This window comes from Roseateles sp. P2_H4, from assembly GCF_056403315.1.
Genome location: NZ_JBFUFR010000016.1, coordinates 75,458 through 96,339 on the forward strand (window position 1 = coordinate 75,458; position 20,882 = coordinate 96,339).

20 protein-coding genes are annotated in these 20,882 nt (G+C 68.3%); 10 read left to right on the forward strand and 10 right to left on the reverse strand.

What is annotated here, in order from left to right; genetic code table 11:
• Positions 1–3 precede the first annotated feature (3 nt).
• Positions 4–993, reverse strand: a complete 990-nt coding sequence (locus AC1DW3_RS13820) for a thioredoxin family protein (RefSeq protein WP_477931896.1) — start codon at positions 991–993, stop codon at positions 4–6.
• A gap of 2 nt (positions 994–995) precedes the next feature.
• Positions 996–1,979: an alpha/beta fold hydrolase gene (locus AC1DW3_RS13825; protein ID WP_477931897.1), complete on the reverse strand. Its 984-nt coding sequence runs from the start codon at positions 1,977–1,979 to the stop codon at positions 996–998.
• Between the two features lie 127 nt (positions 1,980–2,106).
• Between AC1DW3_RS13825 and AC1DW3_RS13830 the strand changes: the two genes are divergently transcribed.
• Both AC1DW3_RS13830 and AC1DW3_RS13835 read left to right on the forward strand, forming a co-directional pair.
• Complete coding sequence (locus tag AC1DW3_RS13830) at positions 2,107–2,655, forward strand: TetR/AcrR family transcriptional regulator (protein ID WP_477931898.1); 549 nt, start codon at positions 2,107–2,109, stop codon at positions 2,653–2,655.
• Between the two features lie 5 nt (positions 2,656–2,660).
• Positions 2,661–3,080: an organic hydroperoxide resistance protein gene (locus AC1DW3_RS13835; protein ID WP_477931899.1), complete on the forward strand. Its 420-nt coding sequence runs from the start codon at positions 2,661–2,663 to the stop codon at positions 3,078–3,080.
• Here the strand turns inward: AC1DW3_RS13835 and AC1DW3_RS13840 are convergent.
• Positions 3,077–3,982 (reverse strand): substrate binding domain-containing protein, encoded by a 906-nt coding sequence (locus AC1DW3_RS13840; RefSeq protein ID WP_477931900.1) that lies wholly within the window; start codon positions 3,980–3,982, stop codon positions 3,077–3,079. The genes AC1DW3_RS13835 and AC1DW3_RS13840 overlap by 4 nt on opposite strands.
• A 98-nt stretch (positions 3,983–4,080) precedes the next feature.
• On the opposite strand from AC1DW3_RS13840, the gene AC1DW3_RS13845 reads away from it, so the two are divergent.
• Genes AC1DW3_RS13845 through AC1DW3_RS13855 form a run of 3 tightly spaced genes read left to right on the forward strand, consistent with a single transcriptional unit; the run spans position 4,081 to position 5,406 of the window.
• A complete protein-coding gene (locus AC1DW3_RS13845) occupies positions 4,081–4,818 on the forward strand; it encodes an SDR family NAD(P)-dependent oxidoreductase (RefSeq protein WP_477931901.1) in 738 nt (245 codons plus the stop codon).
• Positions 4,819–4,828: 10 nt separating this feature from the next.
• A complete protein-coding gene (locus tag AC1DW3_RS13850; protein WP_477931902.1) occupies positions 4,829–5,194 on the forward strand; it encodes a nuclear transport factor 2 family protein in 366 nt (121 codons plus the stop codon).
• A gap of 2 nt (positions 5,195–5,196) precedes the next feature.
• Complete coding sequence (locus AC1DW3_RS13855) at positions 5,197–5,406, forward strand: tautomerase family protein (RefSeq protein ID WP_477931903.1); 210 nt, start codon at positions 5,197–5,199, stop codon at positions 5,404–5,406.
• An 83-nt stretch (positions 5,407–5,489) separates the two neighbouring features.
• On the opposite strand, the gene AC1DW3_RS13860 is transcribed toward AC1DW3_RS13855, so the two are convergent.
• On the reverse strand, positions 5,490–5,612 hold the full coding sequence (locus AC1DW3_RS13860) for a hypothetical protein (protein WP_477931904.1): 123 nt from the start codon (positions 5,610–5,612) through the stop codon (positions 5,490–5,492).
• A gap of 13 nt (positions 5,613–5,625) precedes the next feature.
• Entirely contained in the window at positions 5,626–8,742 is a 3,117-nt protein-coding gene (locus AC1DW3_RS13865; protein WP_477931905.1) for a TonB-dependent receptor, read from the reverse strand.
• A 326-nt stretch (positions 8,743–9,068) separates the two neighbouring features.
• Between AC1DW3_RS13865 and AC1DW3_RS13870 the strand changes: the two genes are divergently transcribed.
• The 3 genes from AC1DW3_RS13870 (at position 9,069) to AC1DW3_RS13880 (ending at position 12,829) form a co-directional block, all read left to right on the forward strand.
• Positions 9,069–9,827 carry a GntR family transcriptional regulator gene (locus tag AC1DW3_RS13870; protein WP_477931906.1) on the forward strand — a complete coding sequence of 253 codons (759 nt, stop codon included), beginning with the start codon at positions 9,069–9,071 and terminating at the stop codon, positions 9,825–9,827.
• A 93-nt stretch (positions 9,828–9,920) separates the two neighbouring features.
• The gene (locus tag AC1DW3_RS13875; RefSeq protein ID WP_477931907.1) at positions 9,921–11,081 is read left to right on the forward strand and encodes a fumarylacetoacetate hydrolase family protein; all 1,161 of its coding nucleotides are present in this window, start codon (positions 9,921–9,923) and stop codon (positions 11,079–11,081) included.
• Positions 11,078–12,829 carry an IlvD/Edd family dehydratase gene (locus AC1DW3_RS13880; RefSeq protein ID WP_477931908.1) on the forward strand — a complete coding sequence of 584 codons (1,752 nt, stop codon included), beginning with the start codon at positions 11,078–11,080 and terminating at the stop codon, positions 12,827–12,829. The genes AC1DW3_RS13875 and AC1DW3_RS13880 overlap by 4 nt, the downstream gene beginning before the upstream one ends.
• Positions 12,830–12,840: 11 nt before the next feature.
• Here the strand turns inward: AC1DW3_RS13880 and AC1DW3_RS13885 are convergent, their stop codons facing one another.
• Positions 12,841–15,525 (reverse strand): serine/threonine-protein kinase, encoded by a 2,685-nt coding sequence (locus tag AC1DW3_RS13885; protein WP_477931909.1) that lies wholly within the window; start codon positions 15,523–15,525, stop codon positions 12,841–12,843.
• An 82-nt stretch (positions 15,526–15,607) separates the two neighbouring features.
• The gene (locus AC1DW3_RS13890) at positions 15,608–17,203 is read right to left on the reverse strand and encodes a hypothetical protein (protein WP_477931910.1); all 1,596 of its coding nucleotides are present in this window, start codon (positions 17,201–17,203) and stop codon (positions 15,608–15,610) included.
• Between the two features lie 166 nt (positions 17,204–17,369).
• Here AC1DW3_RS13890 and AC1DW3_RS13895 point away from each other — a divergent pair, with 166 nt between their 5' ends.
• The gene (locus AC1DW3_RS13895; RefSeq protein WP_477931911.1) at positions 17,370–17,963 is read left to right on the forward strand and encodes an ECF-type sigma factor; all 594 of its coding nucleotides are present in this window, start codon (positions 17,370–17,372) and stop codon (positions 17,961–17,963) included.
• A gap of 344 nt (positions 17,964–18,307) precedes the next feature.
• Positions 18,308–18,748, forward strand: coding sequence for a hypothetical protein (locus AC1DW3_RS13900; protein WP_477931912.1), 441 nt, complete (start codon positions 18,308–18,310; stop codon positions 18,746–18,748).
• A 256-nt stretch (positions 18,749–19,004) separates the two neighbouring features.
• On the opposite strand, the gene AC1DW3_RS13905 is transcribed toward AC1DW3_RS13900, so the two are convergent.
• The 3 genes from AC1DW3_RS13905 to AC1DW3_RS13915 all read right to left on the reverse strand — a co-directional run bounded on the left by AC1DW3_RS13905 (position 19,005) and on the right by AC1DW3_RS13915 (position 20,861).
• Positions 19,005–19,346: a hypothetical protein gene (locus AC1DW3_RS13905; protein ID WP_477931913.1), complete on the reverse strand. Its 342-nt coding sequence runs from the start codon at positions 19,344–19,346 to the stop codon at positions 19,005–19,007.
• A 167-nt stretch (positions 19,347–19,513) separates the two neighbouring features.
• The gene (locus AC1DW3_RS13910) at positions 19,514–20,476 is read right to left on the reverse strand and encodes a YncE family protein (protein ID WP_477931914.1); all 963 of its coding nucleotides are present in this window, start codon (positions 20,474–20,476) and stop codon (positions 19,514–19,516) included.
• Between the two features lie 7 nt (positions 20,477–20,483).
• On the reverse strand, positions 20,484–20,861 hold the full coding sequence (locus AC1DW3_RS13915) for a hypothetical protein (protein ID WP_477931915.1): 378 nt from the start codon (positions 20,859–20,861) through the stop codon (positions 20,484–20,486).
• Positions 20,862–20,882: the final 21 nt, after the last annotated feature.

Sequence of the window (20,882 nt, forward strand, 5' to 3'; positions counted from 1 at the left end):
AGGTCAACCGAAAGTGAAGGCATAGGCGCGCGCACCGGGCGCCTCGAAGCGGATCTCGAAGGTCCGCTCGCGCACCGGCCCGCGCTGGCGCACCAGCTGATAGAGGCGTTCGCCGCTGGCCATGCCGCGGCCATCGGCATCGACGTCCAGGCCCGCGTCGGGGCCGGGCGGCCTGCCGTCCAGCGTGATGCGAAACGGCAGCGGCCGGCCATCGGCCGCCGGCCCCAGCACGAGGTGCAGGTCGCGCGCGTGAAAGCGCAGCGTCACGCTGCCCGCTTCACCCGACAACTCGGCGTACTCGGGCCGCACGGTCCAGTCGCCGGCGAGGCGCCATTCGTTGAGCCGCGGGGCGCCGCCGCCATAGCGCTTGAGGCGGTCGGGCAGGACGCCGGGGCCCGCGCCATGCGCATGGCCCAGATAGGTCTCGGGTGAGCGCACATTGGCCAGATCGGGGGCGGCGCCAATGCCCTGGAGCGCGATCTGGGCCATGCCGGCTTCCGGCGGCTTGCCGCTTTCACGCAGCAGTTCGCGGATGAGCTGCTCGGCGCGCTCGTAGTCGCCCTCGCCGAACTGCTGGTGGCGCACACGGCCCTGGGCGTCGAGGAAGTAGAGGGCCGGCCAGGCCTGGTTGCGAAAGGCCCGCCATATGGCGAAGTCGTTGTCCAGCACGATGGGGTAGTCGAGCCTGCCGTCCATCGCCGCCTGGCGCACGCGCTTCACATCACGCTCGAAGCCGAACTCCGGCGCATGCACGCCGACGACGACCAGGCCCTGGGGGCCGTATTTCTGGGCCCAGGCACGCAAGTACGGCAGGGTGCGCTGGCAGTTGATGCAGGAATAGGTCCAGAAGTCGACCAGCACGACCTTGCCGCGCAATGCGTTCAAGGTCAGCGGCGTCGAGTTGATCCATTCGCCGCCGCCCTGCAGGCTGGGCTGGGCGGCGATGGAGCCCGTGAGGAGCAGGGCCAACAGGGTGGCGAGGAAGCGCTTCATGCTCAGGCCCGGCCGACGTCGATGACGGCCTGCGCAAAGGCGGCCGGCGCTTCCTGCGGCAGGTTGTGGCCGATGCCGCCCTTCAACTCGCGGTGCTCGTACTTGCCTGTGAAGCGCTTCGCGTACGCAGCCGCAGGCGGGTGCGGCGCGCCATTCGCGTCGCCTTCCAGCGTGATGGCCGGCATGGCGACGCCCTGCACCGCCGCGAGCCGCGCTTCGAGCGCGTCATAGCGCGCCTCGCCTTCGGCCAAGCCCAGCCGCCACCGGTAGTTGTGCACGGTGATGGCAACGTGATCTGGGTTGTCGAAAGCCGGCGCCGAACGTTCGAAGGTGGCGTCGTCGAAGCGCCAGTCGGGCGAGGCCTGGCGCCAGATCAGGCGGGCGAAGTCGCGATGGTTCTTCTCGTAGCCGGCACGGCCGCGGTCGGTGGCCAGGTAGAACTGGTACCACCAGGCCAGTTCGTCGCCAGGCGCCAGCGGCTGCGGGCCGGCCTTGACGTTGGTGACCAGATAGCCGCTGACCGACACCAGCGCCTTCACGCGCTGCGGCCACAGCGCCGCCATCACGCAGGCGGTGCGGGCGCCCCAGTCGCAACCGGCAACGACGGCTTGCTGGATGCCCAGTGCATCCAGCAGCGCGATGGCATCGGCGGCGATGGCCGTCTGCTGCGCGTTGCGGGGCGTCGCGTCCGACAGGAAGCGCGTCGAGCCATAGCCGCGCAGATACGGCACGACGACGCGATAGCCCTGGGCCGCCAGCAGCGGCGCCACTTCTTCATAGGTGTGGATGTCATAGGGCCAGCCGTGCAGCAGCAGCACCGGCGGGCCGTTGCGCGGGCCGAGGTCGGCATGGCCGACGTTGAGCACGCCGGCATCGATCTGGCGCAGCGCGCCGAAACCGCGCGGGGCGGAGGCGAACGTCGGCAGGGAAGTCGAGCCGGCCACGGCAGCTGCGGCGGCAAGGAAGGAACGGCGGTGGAGATGCATGGGCGTGGACTGCGGGTGGCGAAATCGATGGAAGCCATTATTCTTGACTGATCGTTCAAAAACAAGTCCAATTCGATTCATGGCAAGACCTTCCGAATTCGACAGAGACGAAGTCCTTCATCGTGCGATGGAGGTTTTCTGGTGCCAGGGCTTCGAGGCGACGGGCATGCCCCATCTCGTCGAGGCCATGGGCATCGGCCGCCAGAGCCTCTACAACGCCTTCGAGAGCAAGCGCGGCCTCTTCCTGGAGGCGCTGCGCCTCTACCAGGCCGAGCGGTCCAAGTCGCTGCAGAAGGTGCTGGCTTCCGCGCCGTCGCCACTCGCCGGCGTCGAGACGCTGCTGACCTCGATCGCGACCTCCAGCGGCGTGGCGCGCACGCGCGGCTGCATGTCGGTCAACACCGCGGCCGAGATCGGCACCAGCGATGAAGAGGTCGCCGCCATCCTGCGACAGGGCGCGCAAAGGTCCAAGGCGGATCTGGCCGCCACGCTCGCCCAGGCCAAGGCGCTGGGCGAACTGCCGGCCACGCTGGACGAGGCCGCTGCCGCCGACTTCGTGCTGACCGTCATGCGCGGCCTGCGCCTGAGCGCCAAGGCCGGGGCGAGCGTCAACGAAACCCGCAATGTCGTGCGCATGGCCCTGTCGGCCCTGCGCCATTTCCAACCCGAGGCCTGATCACCATGCGCACCATCGACAAAGTCGTCTACACCGCCCACACCCACACCGCCGGAGGCCGCGACGGCTGGGGCAAGTCCAGCGATGGCGCCCTCGACGTCAAGCTCAGCCCGCCCGGCTCCAACAAGCCCGGCACCAACCCCGAGCAGCTCTTCGGCATCGGCTACTCGGCCTGCTTCATGGGCGCGATGCGACGCGCCGGCGCGCCGCTGGGCATCCGGGTGCCGGACGAGGTCAGCGTCGATGCCGATGTGTCCCTCGGCACGACGGCCGACCAGGGCTTTGGGCTGGCCGTGAAGCTGACCATCGACCTGCCCGGCCTGGATGCAGCGCAGAAGCAGCAGCTCGTCGACGGCGCCCACCAGATCTGCCCCTACTCGCACGCGACGCGGGGCAATATCGACGTGCGCTTCGAGATCCTCTAGGCGCTTGCCAACAGGAAATCCACGAAGCACCTCACCCGCAGCGGCACATGCCGCTGGTGCGGGTAGAGCAGGTTGAAAGGCCGCGAGCGGCCGCCGAAGGGCTTCAGCAGCTCGACAAGGCGGCCCTGGCGCAGCTCTTCCTCCACCGTGAAGCGATAGGCCTGGAAGATGCCGGCGCCATGGCGCGCCAGCGTCACGCCGGCCAGCACATCGTCGGAGCAGCTGCTGCCGCCGGTGGTCTGGCGCTCGACATCCTGGTCGCCGTCACGGAACAGCCAGGGGATGGTGCGGCCGCTGCTGGGCAGTTCGAACTGGATGCAGTCGTGCCGGGCCAGGTCATCGGGTGACTGCGGTTCGCCGCGACGGCGCAGGTAGTCGGGCGCGGCGACCAGAACCAGCTCCGCGTCTTCCAGGTGCCGCGCGATCAGCGTCGAGTCGGCCGGCGCCCGCACGCGCACGGCCAGGTCATAGCCCTCGGCCGCGAAGTCGATGTTGCGGTTGCTGACGTGCACGTCCACACGGATGTCCGGGTAGCGCTCGCGGAAGGCGGGCAGGCGCGGCAGCAGGCGATGGTGACCGTAGGTTGTCGGCACGCTGATGCGCAGCAGGCCGCTCGGCGCCGCCTGGCGACCGCTGACTTCGCGCTCGGCCTCCACCAACTGGTTCAGCACCTGCCGGCATTGCTCGTAGTAGGCCTGGCCCGCGTCGGTGAGGCGGATCTGGCGCGTCGTGCGCACGAACAGGCGCACCCCCAATCTCTCCTCCAGCCGCGCCACCGTGCGGCTGACGGCCGCCGGCGTCACGCCCGCCGCGGTGGCTGCGGCCGTGAAGCCACCGAGCTCCGCCGCCGTGCAAAAGAGTTCCAGGCTGCCCAGCATCAGGTCGTCGAACTGCCGATTCATGGATTACATGACGTAAATACTGAAGTGGTCTGGATCTTATTTATTGATCTCGACGTCGCCAATAGATTTGAGTCCATCGCAACCCAACGGAGTCCTCCATGAACCACTCTCCTCGTACCGTCATCGTCACCGGCGCTTCCAGCGGCATTGGCCTGGCCATCGCCGCCGCCTTCCTGAAGCAGGGTGACAAGGTCGTCGCCAACGGCCGCAGCGCCGAGCGCCTGCAGCAGGCCGCCGACGAACTCGGCAAGCCCGACAACCTGCTCACCGTCGCCGGCGACGTGGCCGACCCGGCCACCGGCACGGCCCTCGTGCAGCGCGCCATCGAACGCTTCGGCCGCGTCGACGTGCTCGTCAACAACGCCGGCATCTTCAACGCCAAGCCCTTTGTCGACTACACGCCGGCCGAGCTGGATGCCCTCGTCGACACCAACCTCAAGGGCTTCGTCTACCCGTCCCAGGCCGCCGCTCGTCACATGGTGGAGCGCAAGGCCGGTCACATCATCAACATCACGGCCGCCATCGCCTCCCAGCCCATCCAGGGCGTGCCGGCGGTGTTGCCGGTGCTGATCAAGGGCGGCATCAACCAGGCCACCCGCGCTCTGGCTCTCGAGCTGGCGCCGCACAACGTGCAGGTCGCGGCCGTCGCACCCGGCATCGTCGACACGCCGATGTACACGGCCGACATGCACGGCTTCCTGAACACGCTGCAGCCGGCCGGCCGCATTGCTACCGCGCAGGAGATTGCCGATGCGGTGCTCTATCTGGCGGGCGCTGCCTTCACGACCGGCGTCGTGCTGCCGGTGGACGGCGGCATGAGCGCGGGCAAGTGGTGAGGTGGCCGACATGAACGACCGCGAGGAGTTGCTGGCGCTGTTGCAGCGCTATTTCGACGGCCTCTACCGCGGCGACGTGGACCTGCTCGCGCAGGTCTTCCACCCGCAGGCCAGGCTTTACGGCGAGGTCGGCGGCCAGCTGCTGCTGCGCGACGTCGAGCCCTATCTGCAGGTGGTGGCGACCCGGGCCAGCCCGCAAAGCAGGGGCGAGGCGCAGCGCATGGAGTTGGTGGCGCTGCGCATCGACGGCGCCGTCGCGCTGGCCACGGCGCGCTGCGACATGCTGGGCTTCAACTACCTCGACCAGCTCAGCCTGCTCAAGCACGACGGCCGCTGGTCCATCGTCGCCAAGCTCTACACCCATCTGGAGAACTGACCATGCCCTATATCCGCATCGAGGTCACGCGCGAAGGCGTAACGCTGGCGCAGAAGAAGCAATTGATCGCCGAGGCCACGGAGATGATGGTCCGCGTGCTGGACAAGGACCCGGCGGCCACCTTTGTCGTCATCGACGAGGTCGACACCGACAACTGGGGCGTCGCCGGCCGCACCGTCACGGAACTCCGGCAGGCCCAAATAAAAAGATGAGGGCTGCGCCTCGGCCGGCGAAGACCCTCATCGAACCCCCAGCGGGCCACACCCGGACCGCTGGCGGAGACACACACGATGAATCAGAAGCTGGCGCGCAGACCCACCTGGTAGGTGCGACCCAGCTCGTAGATCGCATAGGGCGCGTTGGCGAACTGGAAGTTGGTGCGCTGCGAGGCACGCGTCAGGCGGAAGACGTCGAACATGGCCTGCCTCTGGTCAGAACTTCATCTGAGCGGTCAGCTGGTAGGTACGGCCCGGATCCCAGTAGCCACGCACGGCGAGCTCTTCCTGGATGTAGGACTTCTGCGTGGCCTTGTTCAGGTTGGCAACGTCAAAGTTGAGCGACACGCCCTGCTTCCAGCCCACCCAGTCGCCGATTTCCAGGCGGGTCGAGAGGTCCGCCTGGTAGTAGGCCTTGTTGTACTTGAACATGGTGCCTGCCGGGATGGAATCCGTGTTCTTCGACTCAAACGGAGTCCGGGCCTGATAACTGTTGCTCAGGCGGATGGAACCGCGGCTGTTTTCGAAGTACACGGTCAGGTTGGCGGTATACGGCGCAGCGCCAACCGGCACCTGGCCACTGGTGCCGGCGTCCTGCTTGCTGCGGGTGTAGTTGGCGTAGAAGCCGAAGCCGTTGATCGGCAGGAAGCGGTCCAACGATTGCGCCCAGCTCAACTCCCAGCCCTTCAACTTCATGACGTCAGCCGTGTTGACCGGCTGCGACAGCGGAATGTTGAACTTGTCGGGGCCGCCGGCCGCCGTCACCGCCAGGTCGATCGCGCTGCCTGCCGTGTACTGCAACGAGTCGGCACCGAACTCTTGGCGGATCTGCGTCAGCGTCATCTGGCGCACGACCGTGCGCGGGAAGTTCTTGATCTTCTTCTCGAAATAGGCCGCCGCGACATAGCTGCCCTTCTTGTCCGTGTACCACTCCCAGCCCAGGTCCATGTTCTTGGACTCGAAGGGCTTCAGCCCGGGGTTGGTGGCGTTGGCATTCGACAGGGCCACGTCATTCGACGAAGCCCTCAGCGGCTGCAGCGCCTTGGGATCAGCACGGGTGATGGCCTTCGAAGCCGCCGCGCGGACAATCATGTCGTCGGCCAGGTTGTAGGCCAGCGTGCCGCTGGGCAGGTTGTTGCTGTATGAAGTCCGGCCCGTCGTCTCCGTGACGAGGTAGGGGTACAGGCCACCGTTGGTCTGGCCTGCACTGCGCGGATCGACGATGTTGCCGGTGTACGCGCCGACGGTCTGCATCGTGTGCGCGCGACGCAGGCCCAAGTCATAGCGCAGCAGGCGATCGAAGATGCGCGTCTGGCCGGCCACCTCGATGTAGCTGCCGAAGACCTCTTCACTGAAGTCCTGCGGGGACGCACCGCTGAGGCCGTTGCTGCCCGCGCTCTGGGCCATGCTGGCGGTGATGCTTTCGTAGCCGGTGGCCCCGGCGAAGCGGTTCCAGTCAATCACCACGAAGCCGTTGGGGCCGGGTACCAGGTACTTGGAAATGTCCGGCACGGCCGAGCCCTGGTAGGCCAGCGGGGGGCCACCGGCCGTCGCGCCCTGGCCGTAGCCAGGGTATTGCGTCGCCGGGTTGGCCGTGATCGGAATGATCGCGCAGCCATTCGGGTTGGTGGTGTTGGGCGAGAACATGCGGACGTTCAGGTTGCCGCCGCAGACGACGTTCTGCAGACGGCCATCGTCGGTGTACGGCGTGATCAGGCGGTGGTAGGTGTCATAGGCCATGCCGCCCTTGACGGTCAGGCTGTCGTCACCCCAGGCCAGGTTCCAGCGTGCCCCCCTCGTCTTGATCAAGCGGTCTTCGCGATTGATGCTGATCTGGGCGCCCGTCGCGTTGCCGTGGTGGTCCCAGGTGTAGCCGGCCGGGCTGTTGGGGTCGAAGCCGTTGGGCGTGTAGACCGGGAAGTTGGCGTTGGAGCCGATGCTCACCGTGAACGGCTTGGCCGCGTCAGTCGGGACCAGGAGAGTGGGTGCGAGGCGGCTGAATCTGCTGCTGGCCTGATTGGCCTGAGCGTCCAGCGTCCACTTGTCCGAGATGCGCCATTCGAAGCCCGGGTTCAGGGACGTGAAGCTGCTCCTCTCGTCCATCCGGCGGTATTCAAGGAAGCCGGTGCCGTTGAGGAGAGTGCCGCCCGTCACGAAGCAGTAGACCGCGCAGTCGCTGCGGTCATAGGTCATTGCCGTAGGGATGACGGCGCTGTTGCGAACGTTGATGTCGAAGTCGACCCGCTCCTGCTTGCTGGTCTTGCTGCCAGTCAGCAAATCAAGGTAGGCATCGAAATCGTCGGTCGGGCGGAACTCGAAGCTCAGCAGGCCATTGTTGCGGTTGCGCTCACCCGTGAAGTTCACCGGGCGCGGCAGGCGCGGCAGATAGCCGTTGTCCAGTTGCTGGATCGTGGTGCCCGGGTTCAGTTGCTGCAGCAAGGCCCTGTCGACGGGCTGGCCAGCCGTCAACGTCGTCGAACCATAGGTGCCTGCAGCCGCAGCAGGCACGGCCGTCGGGATGCCCCAGGCACCATTGGTGGTTGAGGTACCCGCGCCGGTCTGCAAAGGGTTGGTCAGACGGGGCGTGACCCAGTCGGTACCGTCTTCGAAGCCGCGCGTCGTGATCTTGTTGCGGGCGAAGGACACGCCGGCCAGCACGCCAAAGGTGCCGCCGAAGGTCGTGCTGTAGAGCGCCGTGCCGCGCGTGCTGGGATCGGGCGCGGGATCGTTCTTGGCCAGTTGCAGCTTGACGGTGCCGCGCGTGCCGGGCTTGTCGAACGGGCGGGCGTTGCGCATGTTCACGACGCCTGCAACACCGCCTTCCAGCATCGCCGCCGTGGGGCTCTTGGACACGGTGATGCGCGAGAAAAGGTCGCCCGGCATGAAGTCCAGGTCGACTTCGCGGTTGGCGCTACCGGCACTGCTGAAGCTCGTGGAGGCCGATGCGACGGGGTTGCCGTTCATCAGGATGCGCGTGAAGTTGGAACCCAGGCCGCGGACCTGGATGTTCAGGCCTTCGCCCGTCACGTCGCGGTTCACCTGGACGCCGGGGATGCGCGAGATCGACTCGGCCAGGTTGTTGTCCGGGAACTTGCCGATGTCTTCGGCGTGGATCGAGTCCGACAGGCCGATGTTCTCGCGCTTCGAAAGCGCCGAGGCAGCCAACGAGCTGCGGATGCCGGTCACGACGACCGTCTCCAGTTGTTGGCTCGTTGCCGCCGGCGCGGTCTGCGCATAGGCCTGCGTGATCAGGCTGGCCAGCAGCGTGGTGCCCAGGGCCAGCTGTCGATCCAGACGGGCGCGGCGGCGCGGCGTCGAAGTGGTCTTGCTCATCTTGTCTTTGTCTCCTGATTGGTTCTATGACGCCTCCACCATCAAAATGGTAGCGCGCACATTTTCAATTTACGCCCACAGGAAACCCCAGTCAACGAGGGTGTGTACTAATGTATTAGTGACTCGTCGCACGGAAAGTCCGCTTGGAAATTGCCGTCCAATCGAAAACCGGATAGCGCTCTCAAGGGCGGCGGCCGGCTGTCAATCCATCGATGGCAGTACGGCGGCAGCCTGGCGGCCGGAGCACCTTTGTCATATGCAGCAGATCAGCCATGCCCGCCGAGAGGGCCAGGCCTATTCGGCGCGGCACGGTTGGCTCGAACCCCATGCGCCGGACGCTTCCAGCCCGCGATGACAATGCCCCCTGCCCGCGCAACAGCGGCAGATTTGGCCTTCAACTTGAGATGAACTTCACGCTAGATCCCACCCGCCACGCGGCACCCCAGGTCGTCGAAGCACTTAGAGCGGCCATCATTTCCCTGGAGTTGGCGCCCGGGAGCGCCCTTGACCGCGGTGAACTGGCGCAACGCTTCGGCGTCAGCCAGACGCCGGTGCGCGACGCGCTCATGCGCCTCAGCGAAGAAGGCCTGGTGCTCATCCGCGCGCAGTACACGACGCAGGTCAGCCGGATCGACGTGCCGGCGGCCCGCGAAGCGCATTTCTTGCGCCGATCCATCGAAATCGAAATCGCGCGCCTGCTGGCTCTCTCCCATGACCAGGCGGTGATCGACGACCTGCACACGCAGCTGTCGCGCCAAGCGGGGCTCGCCGCCAGCAAGGACTATCCCGCCTTCATCGCCGCCGACAAGGAGTTCCACCGGCTGATGTATGTGGCCGCCGGGTTGCCGCGGCTGTGGTCGGTGGTGACGCGCATGTCGGGCCACATCGACCGGCTGCGCCTGCTGCACGCGCCGGCGCAGGGGAAGGTTGAGTCCATCCTGGCCGGCCACAAGGCCATCCTGGAGGCCATCGAATCGGGCGATGCCGAGGTGACCCAGCAAGCCGTTCGCGAACACCTGTCGGGCACCCTGGCCTCGGTGGACGAGATCCAGCAGCGCTATCCGGAGTACCTCATCCTTTCCTGATCAGGAAGGTGCTGCGGGGGCCGCCCGGCTTGGCAGCGTGTTAGGTAGCGCTCACAATTTGGGACCGACACCCGCCCAGGCCGCCCCCGCCGCATGACCCAGATACACGACACCTTCCTTCCCGCCGACGCCGACCGTGCGYTGCTGCTCGGCCGCGTCTGGCGCACCGACACCAACGGTCCGGCCCTGGTGGCCGTGCGCCACGGCGAGTTCGTCGACCTGTCGGCCCACGCGGCGACGATGGCCGAGCTGCTGGACCACCCCGAACTGCTGCACATCGCCCGCAACGCGCCCGGCCAGGTGCTCGGTCCCGTTCAAGCCCTGATGCAAGCAGCGCTGGCCGACCCGGCCAGCCCTCAACTGCTCGCCCCCTGCGACCTGCAGGCCGTCAAGGCCTGCGGCGTGACCTTCGCCGTCAGCCTGCTGGAGCGTGTCATCGAGGCCCAGGCCGGTGGCGACGCGGCCCGCGCCCACGCGCTGCGCGAGCAGCTGAAGGCGACGCTGGGCGGCGACCTGTCTGCCATCCGCCCAGGCTCCGAAGCCGCGCAGAAGCTGAAGGCCGAATTCGTCGCCCGCGGCGCCTGGTCACCCTATCTGGAAGTGGGGCTGGGCCCGGACGCCGAGGTCTTCACCAAGGCCCAGCCGATGTCGTCCGTCGGCTTCGGCGCGGCGGTCGGCCTGCACCCGGACTCGCAGTGGAACAACCCCGAGCCCGAGGTCGTGCTGGCCGTCAACGGCCGCGCCGAGGTTGTCGGCGCCACGCTGGGCAACGACGTCAACCTGCGCGACATCGAGGGCCGCAGCGCCCTGCTGCTCGGCAAGGCCAAGGACAACAACGCCTCCTGCGCCATCGGCCCCTTCATCCGCCTGTTCGACGAACACTTCACGCTGGACACGGTGCGACAGGCCGAGGTCAGCCTGCGCATCGAGGGCGAAGACGACGGCTTCGTGCTCGACGGCGTCAGCCGCATGCAGGAGATCAGCCGCGATCCGCTGGAACTGGTGGGCCATGCCTGCGGGCCGCATCACCAATACCCCGACGGCTTCATGCTCTTCCTCGGCACGATGTTCTCGCCCATCCAGGACCGCGGCGCGCCGGGCGCCGGCTTCACGCACCGCCTCGGCGACCGCGTGACGATCGCGAGTCCTGCCCTGGGCGCCCTCGTCAACACCGTGCAGCGCAGCGACGCACTGCCGCCCTGGACCTACGGCGTCGGCGCGCTGATGAAGCATCTGCGGAGCCGTGCTCGATGAAGCGGCTGCGCTCGCAGGACTGGTTCGACAACCCCGACCACGTCGACATGACGGCGCTCTACCTGGAGCGCTTCATGAACTACGGGCTCACACCGCAGGAGCTGCGCTCGGGCCGGCCCATCATCGGCATCGCGCAGAGCGGCAGCGACCTCAGCCCCTGCAACCGCATCCATCTGGAGCTGGCCAAGCGCGTGCGCGACGGCATCCGCGACGCCGGCGGCATCGCGATGGAATTCCCGCTGCACCCCATCTTCGAGAACTGCCGCCGCCCCACCGCGGCGCTGGACCGCAACCTGGCGTATCTGGGCCTCGTCGAGATCCTGCACGGCTACCCGCTCGACGCCGTCGTGCTGACGACGGGCTGCGACAAGACGACGCCGGCCCAGGTCATGGCCGCCTCCACGGTCGACATCCCCGCCATCGTGCTGTCCGGCGGGCCGATGCTGGACGGCTGGTTCGAGGGCCAGCTCGTCGGCTCGGGTGCGGCCATCTGGGCCGGCCGCCGGCGCCTCGCCGCCGGCGAGATCGACGAGGAGACCTTCATCGAGATCGCCGCCGCGTCGGCACCCTCGGCCGGCCACTGCAACACCATGGGCACGGCCTCGACGATGAATGCGCTAGCCGAGGCCCTGGGCCTGTCGCTGACCGGCTGCTCGGCCATCCCGGCGCCTTACCGCGAGCGCGGCCAGATGGCCTACGAGACCGGGCGGCGCAGCGTCGCGATGGCGCGCGAGGACCTGCGACCGTCGAAGATCCTCAGCCGCGACGCCTTCCTCGACGCCATCGTCGTCAACGCGGCCATCGGCGGCTCGACGAATGCCCAGCCCCATCTGATGGCCATGGCGCGCCACGCCGGCGTCGAGCTGACGGCGGCCGACTGGACCGAGGTTGGCCAGCGCGTACCACTGCTGCTGAACATGCAGCCCGCCGGCCAATTCCTCGGCGAACGCTTCCACCGCGCCGGCGGCGTGCCGGCCATCATGTGGGAGCTGCAGCAGGCCGGCCTGCTGCGCACCGCGCGGCCGACGGTGACCGGGCGCACGATGGCCGCCAATCTCGAGGGCCGCGAGACGCAGGACCGCGAAGTCATCTTCCCGGTCAGCGCGCCACTGAAGGCCGAGGCCGGTTTTGTCGTGCTGCACGGCAACCTCTTCGACTTCGCCATCCTGAAGGCCAGCGTCATCTCGCCGGCCTTCCGCTTGCGCTATCTGAAGGACGGCGCGTTTGAGTGCCGAGCCATCGTCTTCGACGGCGCCGACGACTACCACGCGCGCATCAACGACGCCACGCTGGAGATTGACGAGGGTTGCATGCTGGTCATGCGCGGCGCCGGCCCGGTGGGCTGGCCGGGCTCGGCCGAGGTCGTCAACATGCAGCCCCCCGACGCACTGATCCGCCGCGGCGTGATGAGCCTGCCGACGCTGGGCGACGGTCGCCAGTCCGGCACGTCCGACAGCCCGTCCATCGTGCACGCCTCGCCCGAGAGCGCCATTGGCGGCGGGCTGGCCTGGCTGCGCACGGGCGATGTCATCCGCGTCGACCTGGACGCGGGCCGCTGCGACGTGCTGCTCAGCGACGAGGAACTGTCACGCCGCCGCTCCGAGGGCCTGCCAGCGATGCCGGCCAGCCAGACGCCGTGGCAGCAGATCTACCGTTCGACGGTGGGGCCGCTGTCGACAGGCGCCTGTCTAGAGTTGGCCGTGCCCTATCGCGGCGTGGTGGACACGCCGCCGCGGCACAACCACTAGCCACCGCGCGGTCAGGTCTCCAGCCGGCCCTTCAGCGCGGCGTGGTCGGCGGCCAGCGGCAGCACCCGGGCCGCAGCCGCCAGTGCGCCCAGCGCCTGCTGGCGCAGCGCCTCGCCATCGGCCGGCTTCAGYGCCACCAGCCAGGCGGCCGCCTCGGCCCAGGCCAGCCGCGCCGGGCGGCCCAGGTTGGGGTCGTCGAACAGCGGCTGCAGCCGGGCCAGCACCTCACGCAATTCCGCTTGCGCGCCAGGCTTGTGAAGCTCGGCCAGCAGGGCGCCGTGCACGGCTTGCAGGGCACTCAAGCGCAGGTCGGCCGCGGGACTGGGCGCCGCGCCGGGCGCTGCCTTGTGTGCGGCCAGGCCCTGTTCGACCACCGCCAGCGCCTGGACAGGCTGGCCATTGCGCCACAGCGCGAGCCCATGCTGGGTGGCCAGCGTCCGCGGCATCTGGGCCCACTTGCTCTTGGGGCCCTCCTGCCGGGCCAGGCGCTCGTTCTCGGTCCAGGCCAGCGTCGAGGCCTCGAGCGCCGCGGCCCATTCGCCGCGGCGCAGCTGCACCAGCGACAGGTTGTTGGCCTCCTGCAGCAGGCCATCGTGCCAGGCGATGTTGGCGGGCTCGGCCTCGACATTGGCGCGGCGCAAGGGCATGGCGGCCTGCAGTTGGGCCAGGGCGTCGTCGAGCCGGTCCAGGCGCAGCAAGGTCTTCGCGCGGGAAGCCAGCGCGACGCCGAGCTGGTGGCGCAGGTAGACCTCGGTCTTCATCTCGCCGGGTGCAGCGCGGGCGTCGCTCTCGGCCTGCATGGCGGTGTCGGCCAGCAGCTCGCGGTAGACCGGTTCGGCCTTGGCGTACAGGGCCAGGGCTTCATCCAGCTGGCCGGCCGCGCTCAGCGTCTGGCCGAGGCTGAGGGTGGTGTTGGCCAGCTCCACGCCCAGGGCGGCGCGGCCCAGCACGTCACCGCTGGCGAACGGGCGGGCCTCTTCAAGGCGCTGGATGGCGAGCCGGATGTTGGCCACCGCACGCTCGCTCTGGCCGGCGTTGCGCAGCCGGACCGACTGCACCTGGAGCACCCTGGAATGCCACTGCGCAAAGCGCCAGTCGCGATGCTGGCTGGCCCACAGGCGTTCGCCCAGCTCGATGGCGCGCTGCGCCATCGCATCGGTCTGGGGACCGAGTTCGGCCGTGCCGTTGGTGTCGTTGCCCAGCAGATCGGCGCGGCGCGCGAGGATGGAGGCGCTCAGCGCCTGCAGGTCGCCATCGGGCTGTTCGCCCTGCACCAGCGGGTCGAGCGCGGCGAGGGTCTGCGCCAGCAGCGCATCCTGGGCCTTGCGGCCGCCAGGCAGGTAGGTGATCGCATCGCCGAAGCGGAACACCAGGTCGGCCGTGATGCCCTTGACGGCCGCCAGCCRCAGCTCGGCCGCCGCGCGAGCCTGCTTGGCCACGTGCGCCTGCCAGGATGCCGCCGCCAGGCCCCCGGCCAGGGCCAGCACGACGCCCAGGCCCAAACTCACCGGCAGGCGATTGCGCCCCACGAACTTGGCGAGCAGATAGCCGCGGCTGGGCGCGCGGGCGCTGACCGGGTAGCCCGCCAGCGTGGCGCGCACGTCGGCGGCGAACTGGTCGACGCTGGCGTAGCGGCGGTCCACATCCTTCTCCAGCGCCTTGAGCAGGATGTTGTCCAGGTCGCCCTTGAGGCGCTGCCGCGTGGCCAGCCAGGCGGGGGCATCGGGCGCCGCAGCGTCGGGACTGCTGAGTTGCGAGGGGCGGGTCGGTGCTTCGTCCAGCACCGCGCGCGCGGCCTCGGCGGGGCTGCGCGCGCTGCGGCCGTAGGGGCGCTGGCCGGTCAGCAACTGGTAGAGCAGAACTCCCAGTGAGTAGACATCGGTGGCCGTGCCCACCGGCTCGGCGCGCACCTGCTCGGGGCTGGCGTAGTTGGGCGTGAAGGGGCGGGCCGCGCCCAGCGTGCTGTCGTTGCCATGGCTGCTTTCGGCCTCGGCCGGGTCGAGGGCCTTGGCGATGCCGAAGTCGAGCAGCTTGACCTGCCCGTCGCGCGTGACGAGCACGTTGCCGGGCTTGAGGTCGCGGTGCACGAGCAGGTTGCGGTGAGCATGCGCGACGGCGTCGGCCAGTTGCAGGAAGAGCGCGAGGCGCTCCTCGATGCGGCGTGGGCGCGCGGCTTCGTCGATGGGCAGGCCATCGATGAACTCCATGACGAAATAGGGCAGCCCGTCGGCGCTGAGACCAGCGTCGAAGAGCTGGGCGATGTGCGGGTGATGCAGCCGTGCCAGCGCCTGGCGCTCCTGCGCGAAGCGCTGCAGCACGGCGTCGCTGTCCATGCCGCGCTTGATCACCTTGATGGCCGCGCGGCCCTCGAAGCTGCCGTCGGCGCGGCGTGCCTCGTAGACCTCGCCCATGCCGCCGCTGCCGATGCAGCGCACCACCGCCCACGCGCCGAAGCGCTCGCCGTCGCGGGACAGGCTGGCGGCCACGCTCTCGGCGATGGGCCGCGACAGCAAGGGCTCGCCGTCGGTGTCATCGGCGTGGTGGGCCAGCAGCGAGTGCAGCTCGGCCTTCAGCGCGGCACTCACGGCCAGCCCGTCGACATGCGCCGCACGCTCGGCCGCGGGCAGTGCCAAAGCCTCGTCGAAGAGGCTTCGCAGGGCGGCCCAGTCGGCTGGCGTGGGAGTGGGGGTGGTCATCGGCGGGCTCGGGTGGGCGGTGGCGACGCGACTGTAGTGACGGGGTGGCAGGTCCGGGAGCGGGGGAACCGCCCCCGTGCCATCACTGCTTGACGAGGCTGTTGCACTGCGCGAGCGACTTGACCGGTCGCGGCGCGCGGTGGCTGGCGTCGGCGCTGTACGAGGCCGGCACGTTCAGCGCCGCGTTCGGTGCCTGGTAGGCCAGCGTCACCCAGGTTTGCTCACCGGCGCTGAAGTAGTCCTGTGCCTGCACCGCCACGCTGTCGCCAAAAGTGACGATGACGTCGTCCTCGTCGCCGGCGAGGCGCGTCGTCACGTCGACATTGCCGCTCACCAGGTGGAAGACGCCGCTGCTCGACACGTCCAGCGTGCAGCTGCTGCTCGTGTAGTGGCCGACGAGTGCCGCCGACATATTGGCCGCGGTGGCGCCGTTCAGCGTCGCGACGTTGGCGCTGCCTGCGCTGGTCGGGTTGGGGTTGGTCAGCCAGCACTCCACCCGGTCCGTGGCGTCGCTGAAGCCGAAGCCACCCTGGCGCGCCACGCCCTGCGCCATCACGCCCTTGACGAGGGTGAGCTGGGCGTAGCGGTCGTTCGGTACGTCGCTGGCCTGGACCCGCGTGAGGCTGACGACGTTGAGGATGAGGTCGCCCACGTCGCCGTTGACGGCGGCCTGCAGGCTGCGTCCACCGGCCGAGACGGTCAGCATGCCGTCCTTGGCCACGGCGATGCTGCAGGAGGTGGTCTCCTGCGTCGCCTGGCCCGGCGTGAAGACGCGGCCCAGCTGCCCCTGCCACGTGCCGATGGCCGGCGCGACGTCTGCAGCCACCGCCTGCCCCTTGGGCGTGAGCACGATGGCATGCGGCGCCGGTGGCGTGGGATCGTTGCCCGTCAGCGCGGGCGGCAAGCGGTAGATGCCGCCGGTGGCGGCGCTGAAGTCGGCGATCAGGTCGATGTAGGTCTTGTGGCTGGCGAGCGCAGCGGCCATGACGCTGTCCAGCAGCGCGTCCGTAGCGTCGCCGGCCCTGGCGTCGAACACGACGGTGAAGGGGTCGAACGGCCCGGTGGGCAGCACGTAGCTGCCGGCGGTGAGGGCGGCAATCAACTGGGTGAGCGCTCCGGCGGTGTCGAGCCGGGTGCCCACCGGTGCGGCGGCCAGGCCCGCGAACCAGGTCGCGGGCGGCATGCCGGCAGCGCGCGCAATCGTCAGGTCGGTGAGCGTGGTGATGTTCACGCGCCCGGCGGCCACGGCAATGCTGTGCAGCGAGAGCGCATTCGGCGCGCCACCCACCGTGCCGCCCGACACCTGCAAGGCGCAGGGCAGCGTGTTGGCCGGCACGTCGACGGTCCAGGTGCCGGTGGCGCTGGTCGGCAGCGAGACCGTGGCCGGCCCGCTGGTGCAGGTGGCCGTGACCGTGCCGCCGACCACGGGCGCGCCGCGCGCGGCCACGCCGGTCAATGTGGCCTTGATGACCGCTGGAGCGGGCGCTGGGACAGGCGCCGGCGCTGGTGCGGGCGCGGGGGTGGGCGCAGGCGCCGTGGGGACCGGTGCAGGGGCCGGTGCTGCGGGCGCCGTGCTGCCACCCCCTCCGCAGCCGGCCAAGGTGGCAACGGCCACGGTGGCCGCCGCGATCACGAGGCCGCGCAGGCCGTGGGGAGTTGGGCAAGGGGTCGATGTCATGGTGGAGTCCGGTGTGAGGGGGTCGCGCCCCTCGCCGATTCGAGAGGCATGCCGGGGTACGCCGTGCGGCGCGGCCAAAAGGCTCATCGGGCGTGAAAACAGGCACGCCTCAACCGAGCAATCCCTCGCAGGCGTGTCGCGGCGCCGCGCGCAAAATGCGCTCGCCATGACTGCCGCTCCCGCTTCGAATCCCGCCGCTGCCGACGTCACCGAGTGGCTGCGCCGGCTCGACACGGACGCGGCCGGCGCATCGAACCAGCTCTTCGAGCTGCTGTACGGCGAGCTGCACCGCATAGCGCGCGCCCACATGGGCCGCGAGGCGAACGCCCACACCTTGAGCCCGACGGTGCTCACGCACGAGGCCTGGTTCCGCATGGCCGAGCAGACGCGCACGCAGTGGGCCAACCGAGCGCATTTCCTGTCGGTGGCGTCGACCATGATGCGGCGCATCCTGGTGAACCACGCGATGGCCAAGCGCACCGAGAAGCGCGAGGCGCAGCTGGTGTCTCTGTCGATCACCGATGCACCGGAAATCGGCGTTCAGGCCGAACCCGACGTGGTGGCCGTGCATGAGGCCATCCTGGCCCTCGAAGCCGTCGACCCGCGGGCGGCCCGGGTGGTGGAGCTGAAATTCTTCGGCGGGCTCGAAAACGACGAGATCGCGCAGGCGCTGGACCTGTCGCTCGCCACCGTCAAGCGCGACTGGACGCTAGCCCGCGCCTGGCTGCGCCGCGAACTGGGCGCCGCGCCACTCGCCTGACCCTCTCGACTTCCTTGAGCTGGCGGTGGCTTGCCGCGACGTGGTGGACACGCCGCCAAAGCACAACCATTGGCGCGCCAACCGAGCGGAGTCGCTGCGATCTGAGCGAAGACCAGGATGGGGCATGCTCCAGGCTGATAGGAGCCGTTCGAATCGGATAGGCCGCCGCATGGCTGCAATCTCCAAGAGTCGGCATTTAAGGATGTCCGCAGCTTTGTCGACGACCACCCCGACCCGGGCCCTTGACGACGACTCGCCAGGCCTCCAGGCAAAATCAAGATGATCGGGGCGAGCCTGGCGTCAGGCCTGCCGGGAAGCCCACCTTGAAGAATGGAGCAGCATCAATGGCACTGACGAAGAAGGGCGAGTTCTGGTACGGGACGACGTCCGGCGACACCCAGGCCGAGCTGCGCAGCTACAGCGTTGCGAATCGCCATGAGGCCGTCCGTTTTGCCGCGTCCAAATGCGACTGCGGGTGCCGGACCTTCGCGCTGCAGAGCGACGAAGAAGCTGGCGTGGCGATCCGCACCTGCACCGACTGCGGGCAGGAACACCTGATGGGCGACAGCGCGGACTACGTTGAAGAGGCCGCGCCCGAGGTGCACGAGTGCGTGTGCGAGAACGAGGTGTTCGAGCTGATGTCCGGCGTTTCCGTGTACGAGGGCACACATGACGTGCGCTGGTACTACATCGCTTGCCGCTGCGTGGAATGCAATCTGGTCGGGGTCTTCGCAGACTGGAAGTGTGAAGCGGGTGATGCGGCGGCCTTCCTCGCCAAGGTATGAGCGGCCGAAACCTGCAGAATCAGGCTCGCAGGCTCGGGGTCGTGCAAGGCTCAGAGTCAGGGCTTAAGTTTCAAGGCCTAGCTTGAGCAATGCCTGACCCTCTCGCGCGGAGCGCCAAGACCCGGCACATCGACGGCGCCATGAAAGCACTACCGCGCGAGCGGCCGAGGGGTGTTACGAAGTGGTCGGTGGACTTGGCGGTATCAATGACAGCCAGCGCTGCAAAACGGACGTCGGCTTGAGCGAATGCTCGCCGTCATCGCCTTCGTTTCAGGCCTACATGGGCACCATAGACGGCAGCCGGAATCGTGACCAAGATGGCCATCACGGTGAACCACAAAGGCTGGGTCAGATCGGACAGAAGCAGTCCCACGATCACACTGAGCACGCCGAAGGCCGCGGCGTTCCAGTACGGAAGTGTCGGCGCGAGGCGAGCGCAGACGCCGCCGCCTACGGCCGTCGTCAGGGTCCCAAACACGAACGTCATTGCCAGGTATGCAGGCTGTGCAGCCAGCGCTGCGACATCGGCTGATGTGCTGGTATCGCCGGGCCAAAGAACCAGCACGGCGATGCCCGTCATCAAGTCCAGTGCAAGCATGGTCACGAGCCCTAACGCCAGGGCCCGCACGCTGAGGCGAGGTATTTCCATTGAATTCTTGTCGGCTGAATTGCGGTGGGCACAGTGAATCAAACCCGCCAAGGATATGGCCACGCCGCCCAGGCATAACCGGTGGCGACGGGCCGCAGCCCGTCACTGCCGGTTCATCAACCGCCGCTTCCCTCGAGTTGAACCTGCTCGGCCGTGCAACTGCCACCCTCGTTCCTGACCCGATAGATGGCCCTCGGTCCGTCGCGCCCTCCGATCGGCGCGTGAAAGACCACGGCGCTGCCGTCGCGAGAAATCAGCATCTCGCGTTCGTCCATCCATTGGCCGCTGACCTTGCAGCGGCGCTTGCCACTGAAGATCTCCATCGTTCCGAAGCTTTGGCCCGTCGGCCCGAAGAAGAGATGCGAACGCACGCAGGTGAGCGGGTCCTTGTCCGCGCAATGGATCATGAAGGTCGAGGCGTCCACCAGCCCTTGCAAGCCCGCCGGGAGGCTGCCCTGCAAGGCCTGGAAGCTGAGTGGCTTCGTTGGATGATTCAGGAACAGAGTGCCTTGAACGTGATCGAGCTGGGTCGCGCGGCCGTAGATCTGCTCATGCAGCAAGGTCTTCTGCTGGCCCTGGAGGCGGCGCCACAGGCCGAAGCGCCCGCCGGGCTGCGTGGCTTCCAGGAAGACATGCTCGTCATCGCCGAGTTCCAGCGGAAAGCCCATCCGCGCTGCGCCGGTGTAGAGCACCGTGCGCGCGTCGCTCTGCAGATCGATACGCACCAAGGCGCTCGCCTGCTGCCGATTCAGCGTTGTCACGACCAGGTGGTCTTCGCTGCGGCCGTAGGCGATGTTGAAGGTGTCGTCCGGCAGCGGCACCGTCCGGATCGACGTGACCGTCTTGCCGGAAAACGTCAGCAATCTCGCCTCGGCCCTGGGCGCCTTGCCTGGCCAGGTCACCAGCAACCGCTGCCCGCTCGGGCTCAGGGCCAGTTGCGCATCAACCGGAATATTGCCGAGGTCGAACACCGGTGGCGGCGGCGCGGCGCATCCGGCCATGAGGGCCGCGGTCAACAGCCAGGCCCCCAATGCGCGCGCCGGCGAACGGTTGGACTTTGCTTCGTCGCCGGAATTCATAGGCTCACTACTGGGCATGCGCACCCTCAAAGCGCTTGTAGACAAGAACACCCAGCAAAAGGCTCACCGGACTTGCCAAAACCCAATAGACACCGAGCAGTACGCCAGCCGCAGCGGGAACACTCAAGGCGCCCATGCAGAGATACGCCAGAGCCAGCATTGCCGGAGCTCGCCATGTGTTTGCTGGAGCGAAATGCACGCAGAGGCAACCGGCCAAAGCAGTAATCAGAGCGCCGGCCCCCTGGGATACACACCAACCCATGGAGTAGAACGCGAACGGCCCGGTGGCCAAGGGGTTCAGAACGCCGCTCGACTCCGCGGCATTCCGGTTGATGGCTGCCACCGAGTACGCGAATGCGAGGATGGCCGCCCACTTGAAGATCAACGCGATGGCAACGCCACGGAC

Excerpts from the sequence above, each read along its gene's own strand:
- AC1DW3_RS13820 (WP_477931896.1), bottom strand. The coding sequence starts at position 993 with ATGAAGCGCTTCCTCGCCACCCTGTTGGCCCTGCTCCTCACGGGCTCC.
- AC1DW3_RS13825 (WP_477931897.1), bottom strand. The coding sequence starts at position 1,979 with ATGCATCTCCACCGCCGTTCCTTCCTTGCCGCCGCAGCTGCCGTGGCC.
- AC1DW3_RS13830 (WP_477931898.1), top strand. The coding sequence starts at position 2,107 with ATGGAGGTTTTCTGGTGCCAGGGCTTCGAGGCGACGGGCATGCCCCAT.
- AC1DW3_RS13835 (WP_477931899.1), top strand. The coding sequence starts at position 2,661 with ATGCGCACCATCGACAAAGTCGTCTACACCGCCCACACCCACACCGCC.
- AC1DW3_RS13840 (WP_477931900.1), bottom strand. The coding sequence starts at position 3,982 with ATGAATCGGCAGTTCGACGACCTGATGCTGGGCAGCCTGGAACTCTTT.
- AC1DW3_RS13845 (WP_477931901.1), top strand. The coding sequence starts at position 4,081 with ATGAACCACTCTCCTCGTACCGTCATCGTCACCGGCGCTTCCAGCGGC.
- AC1DW3_RS13850 (WP_477931902.1), top strand. The coding sequence starts at position 4,829 with ATGAACGACCGCGAGGAGTTGCTGGCGCTGTTGCAGCGCTATTTCGAC.
- AC1DW3_RS13855 (WP_477931903.1), top strand. The coding sequence starts at position 5,197 with ATGCCCTATATCCGCATCGAGGTCACGCGCGAAGGCGTAACGCTGGCG.
- AC1DW3_RS13860 (WP_477931904.1), bottom strand. The coding sequence starts at position 5,612 with ATGTTCGACGTCTTCCGCCTGACGCGTGCCTCGCAGCGCACCAACTTC.
- AC1DW3_RS13865 (WP_477931905.1), bottom strand. The coding sequence starts at position 8,742 with ATGAGCAAGACCACTTCGACGCCGCGCCGCCGCGCCCGTCTGGATCGA.
- AC1DW3_RS13870 (WP_477931906.1), top strand. The coding sequence starts at position 9,069 with ATGCGCCGGACGCTTCCAGCCCGCGATGACAATGCCCCCTGCCCGCGC.
- AC1DW3_RS13880 (WP_477931908.1), top strand. The coding sequence starts at position 11,078 with ATGAAGCGGCTGCGCTCGCAGGACTGGTTCGACAACCCCGACCACGTC.
- AC1DW3_RS13890 (WP_477931910.1), bottom strand. The coding sequence starts at position 17,203 with ATGACATCGACCCCTTGCCCAACTCCCCACGGCCTGCGCGGCCTCGTG.
- AC1DW3_RS13895 (WP_477931911.1), top strand. The coding sequence starts at position 17,370 with ATGACTGCCGCTCCCGCTTCGAATCCCGCCGCTGCCGACGTCACCGAG.
- AC1DW3_RS13900 (WP_477931912.1), top strand. The coding sequence starts at position 18,308 with ATGGCACTGACGAAGAAGGGCGAGTTCTGGTACGGGACGACGTCCGGC.
- AC1DW3_RS13905 (WP_477931913.1), bottom strand. The coding sequence starts at position 19,346 with ATGCTTGCACTGGACTTGATGACGGGCATCGCCGTGCTGGTTCTTTGG.
- AC1DW3_RS13910 (WP_477931914.1), bottom strand. The coding sequence starts at position 20,476 with ATGAATTCCGGCGACGAAGCAAAGTCCAACCGTTCGCCGGCGCGCGCA.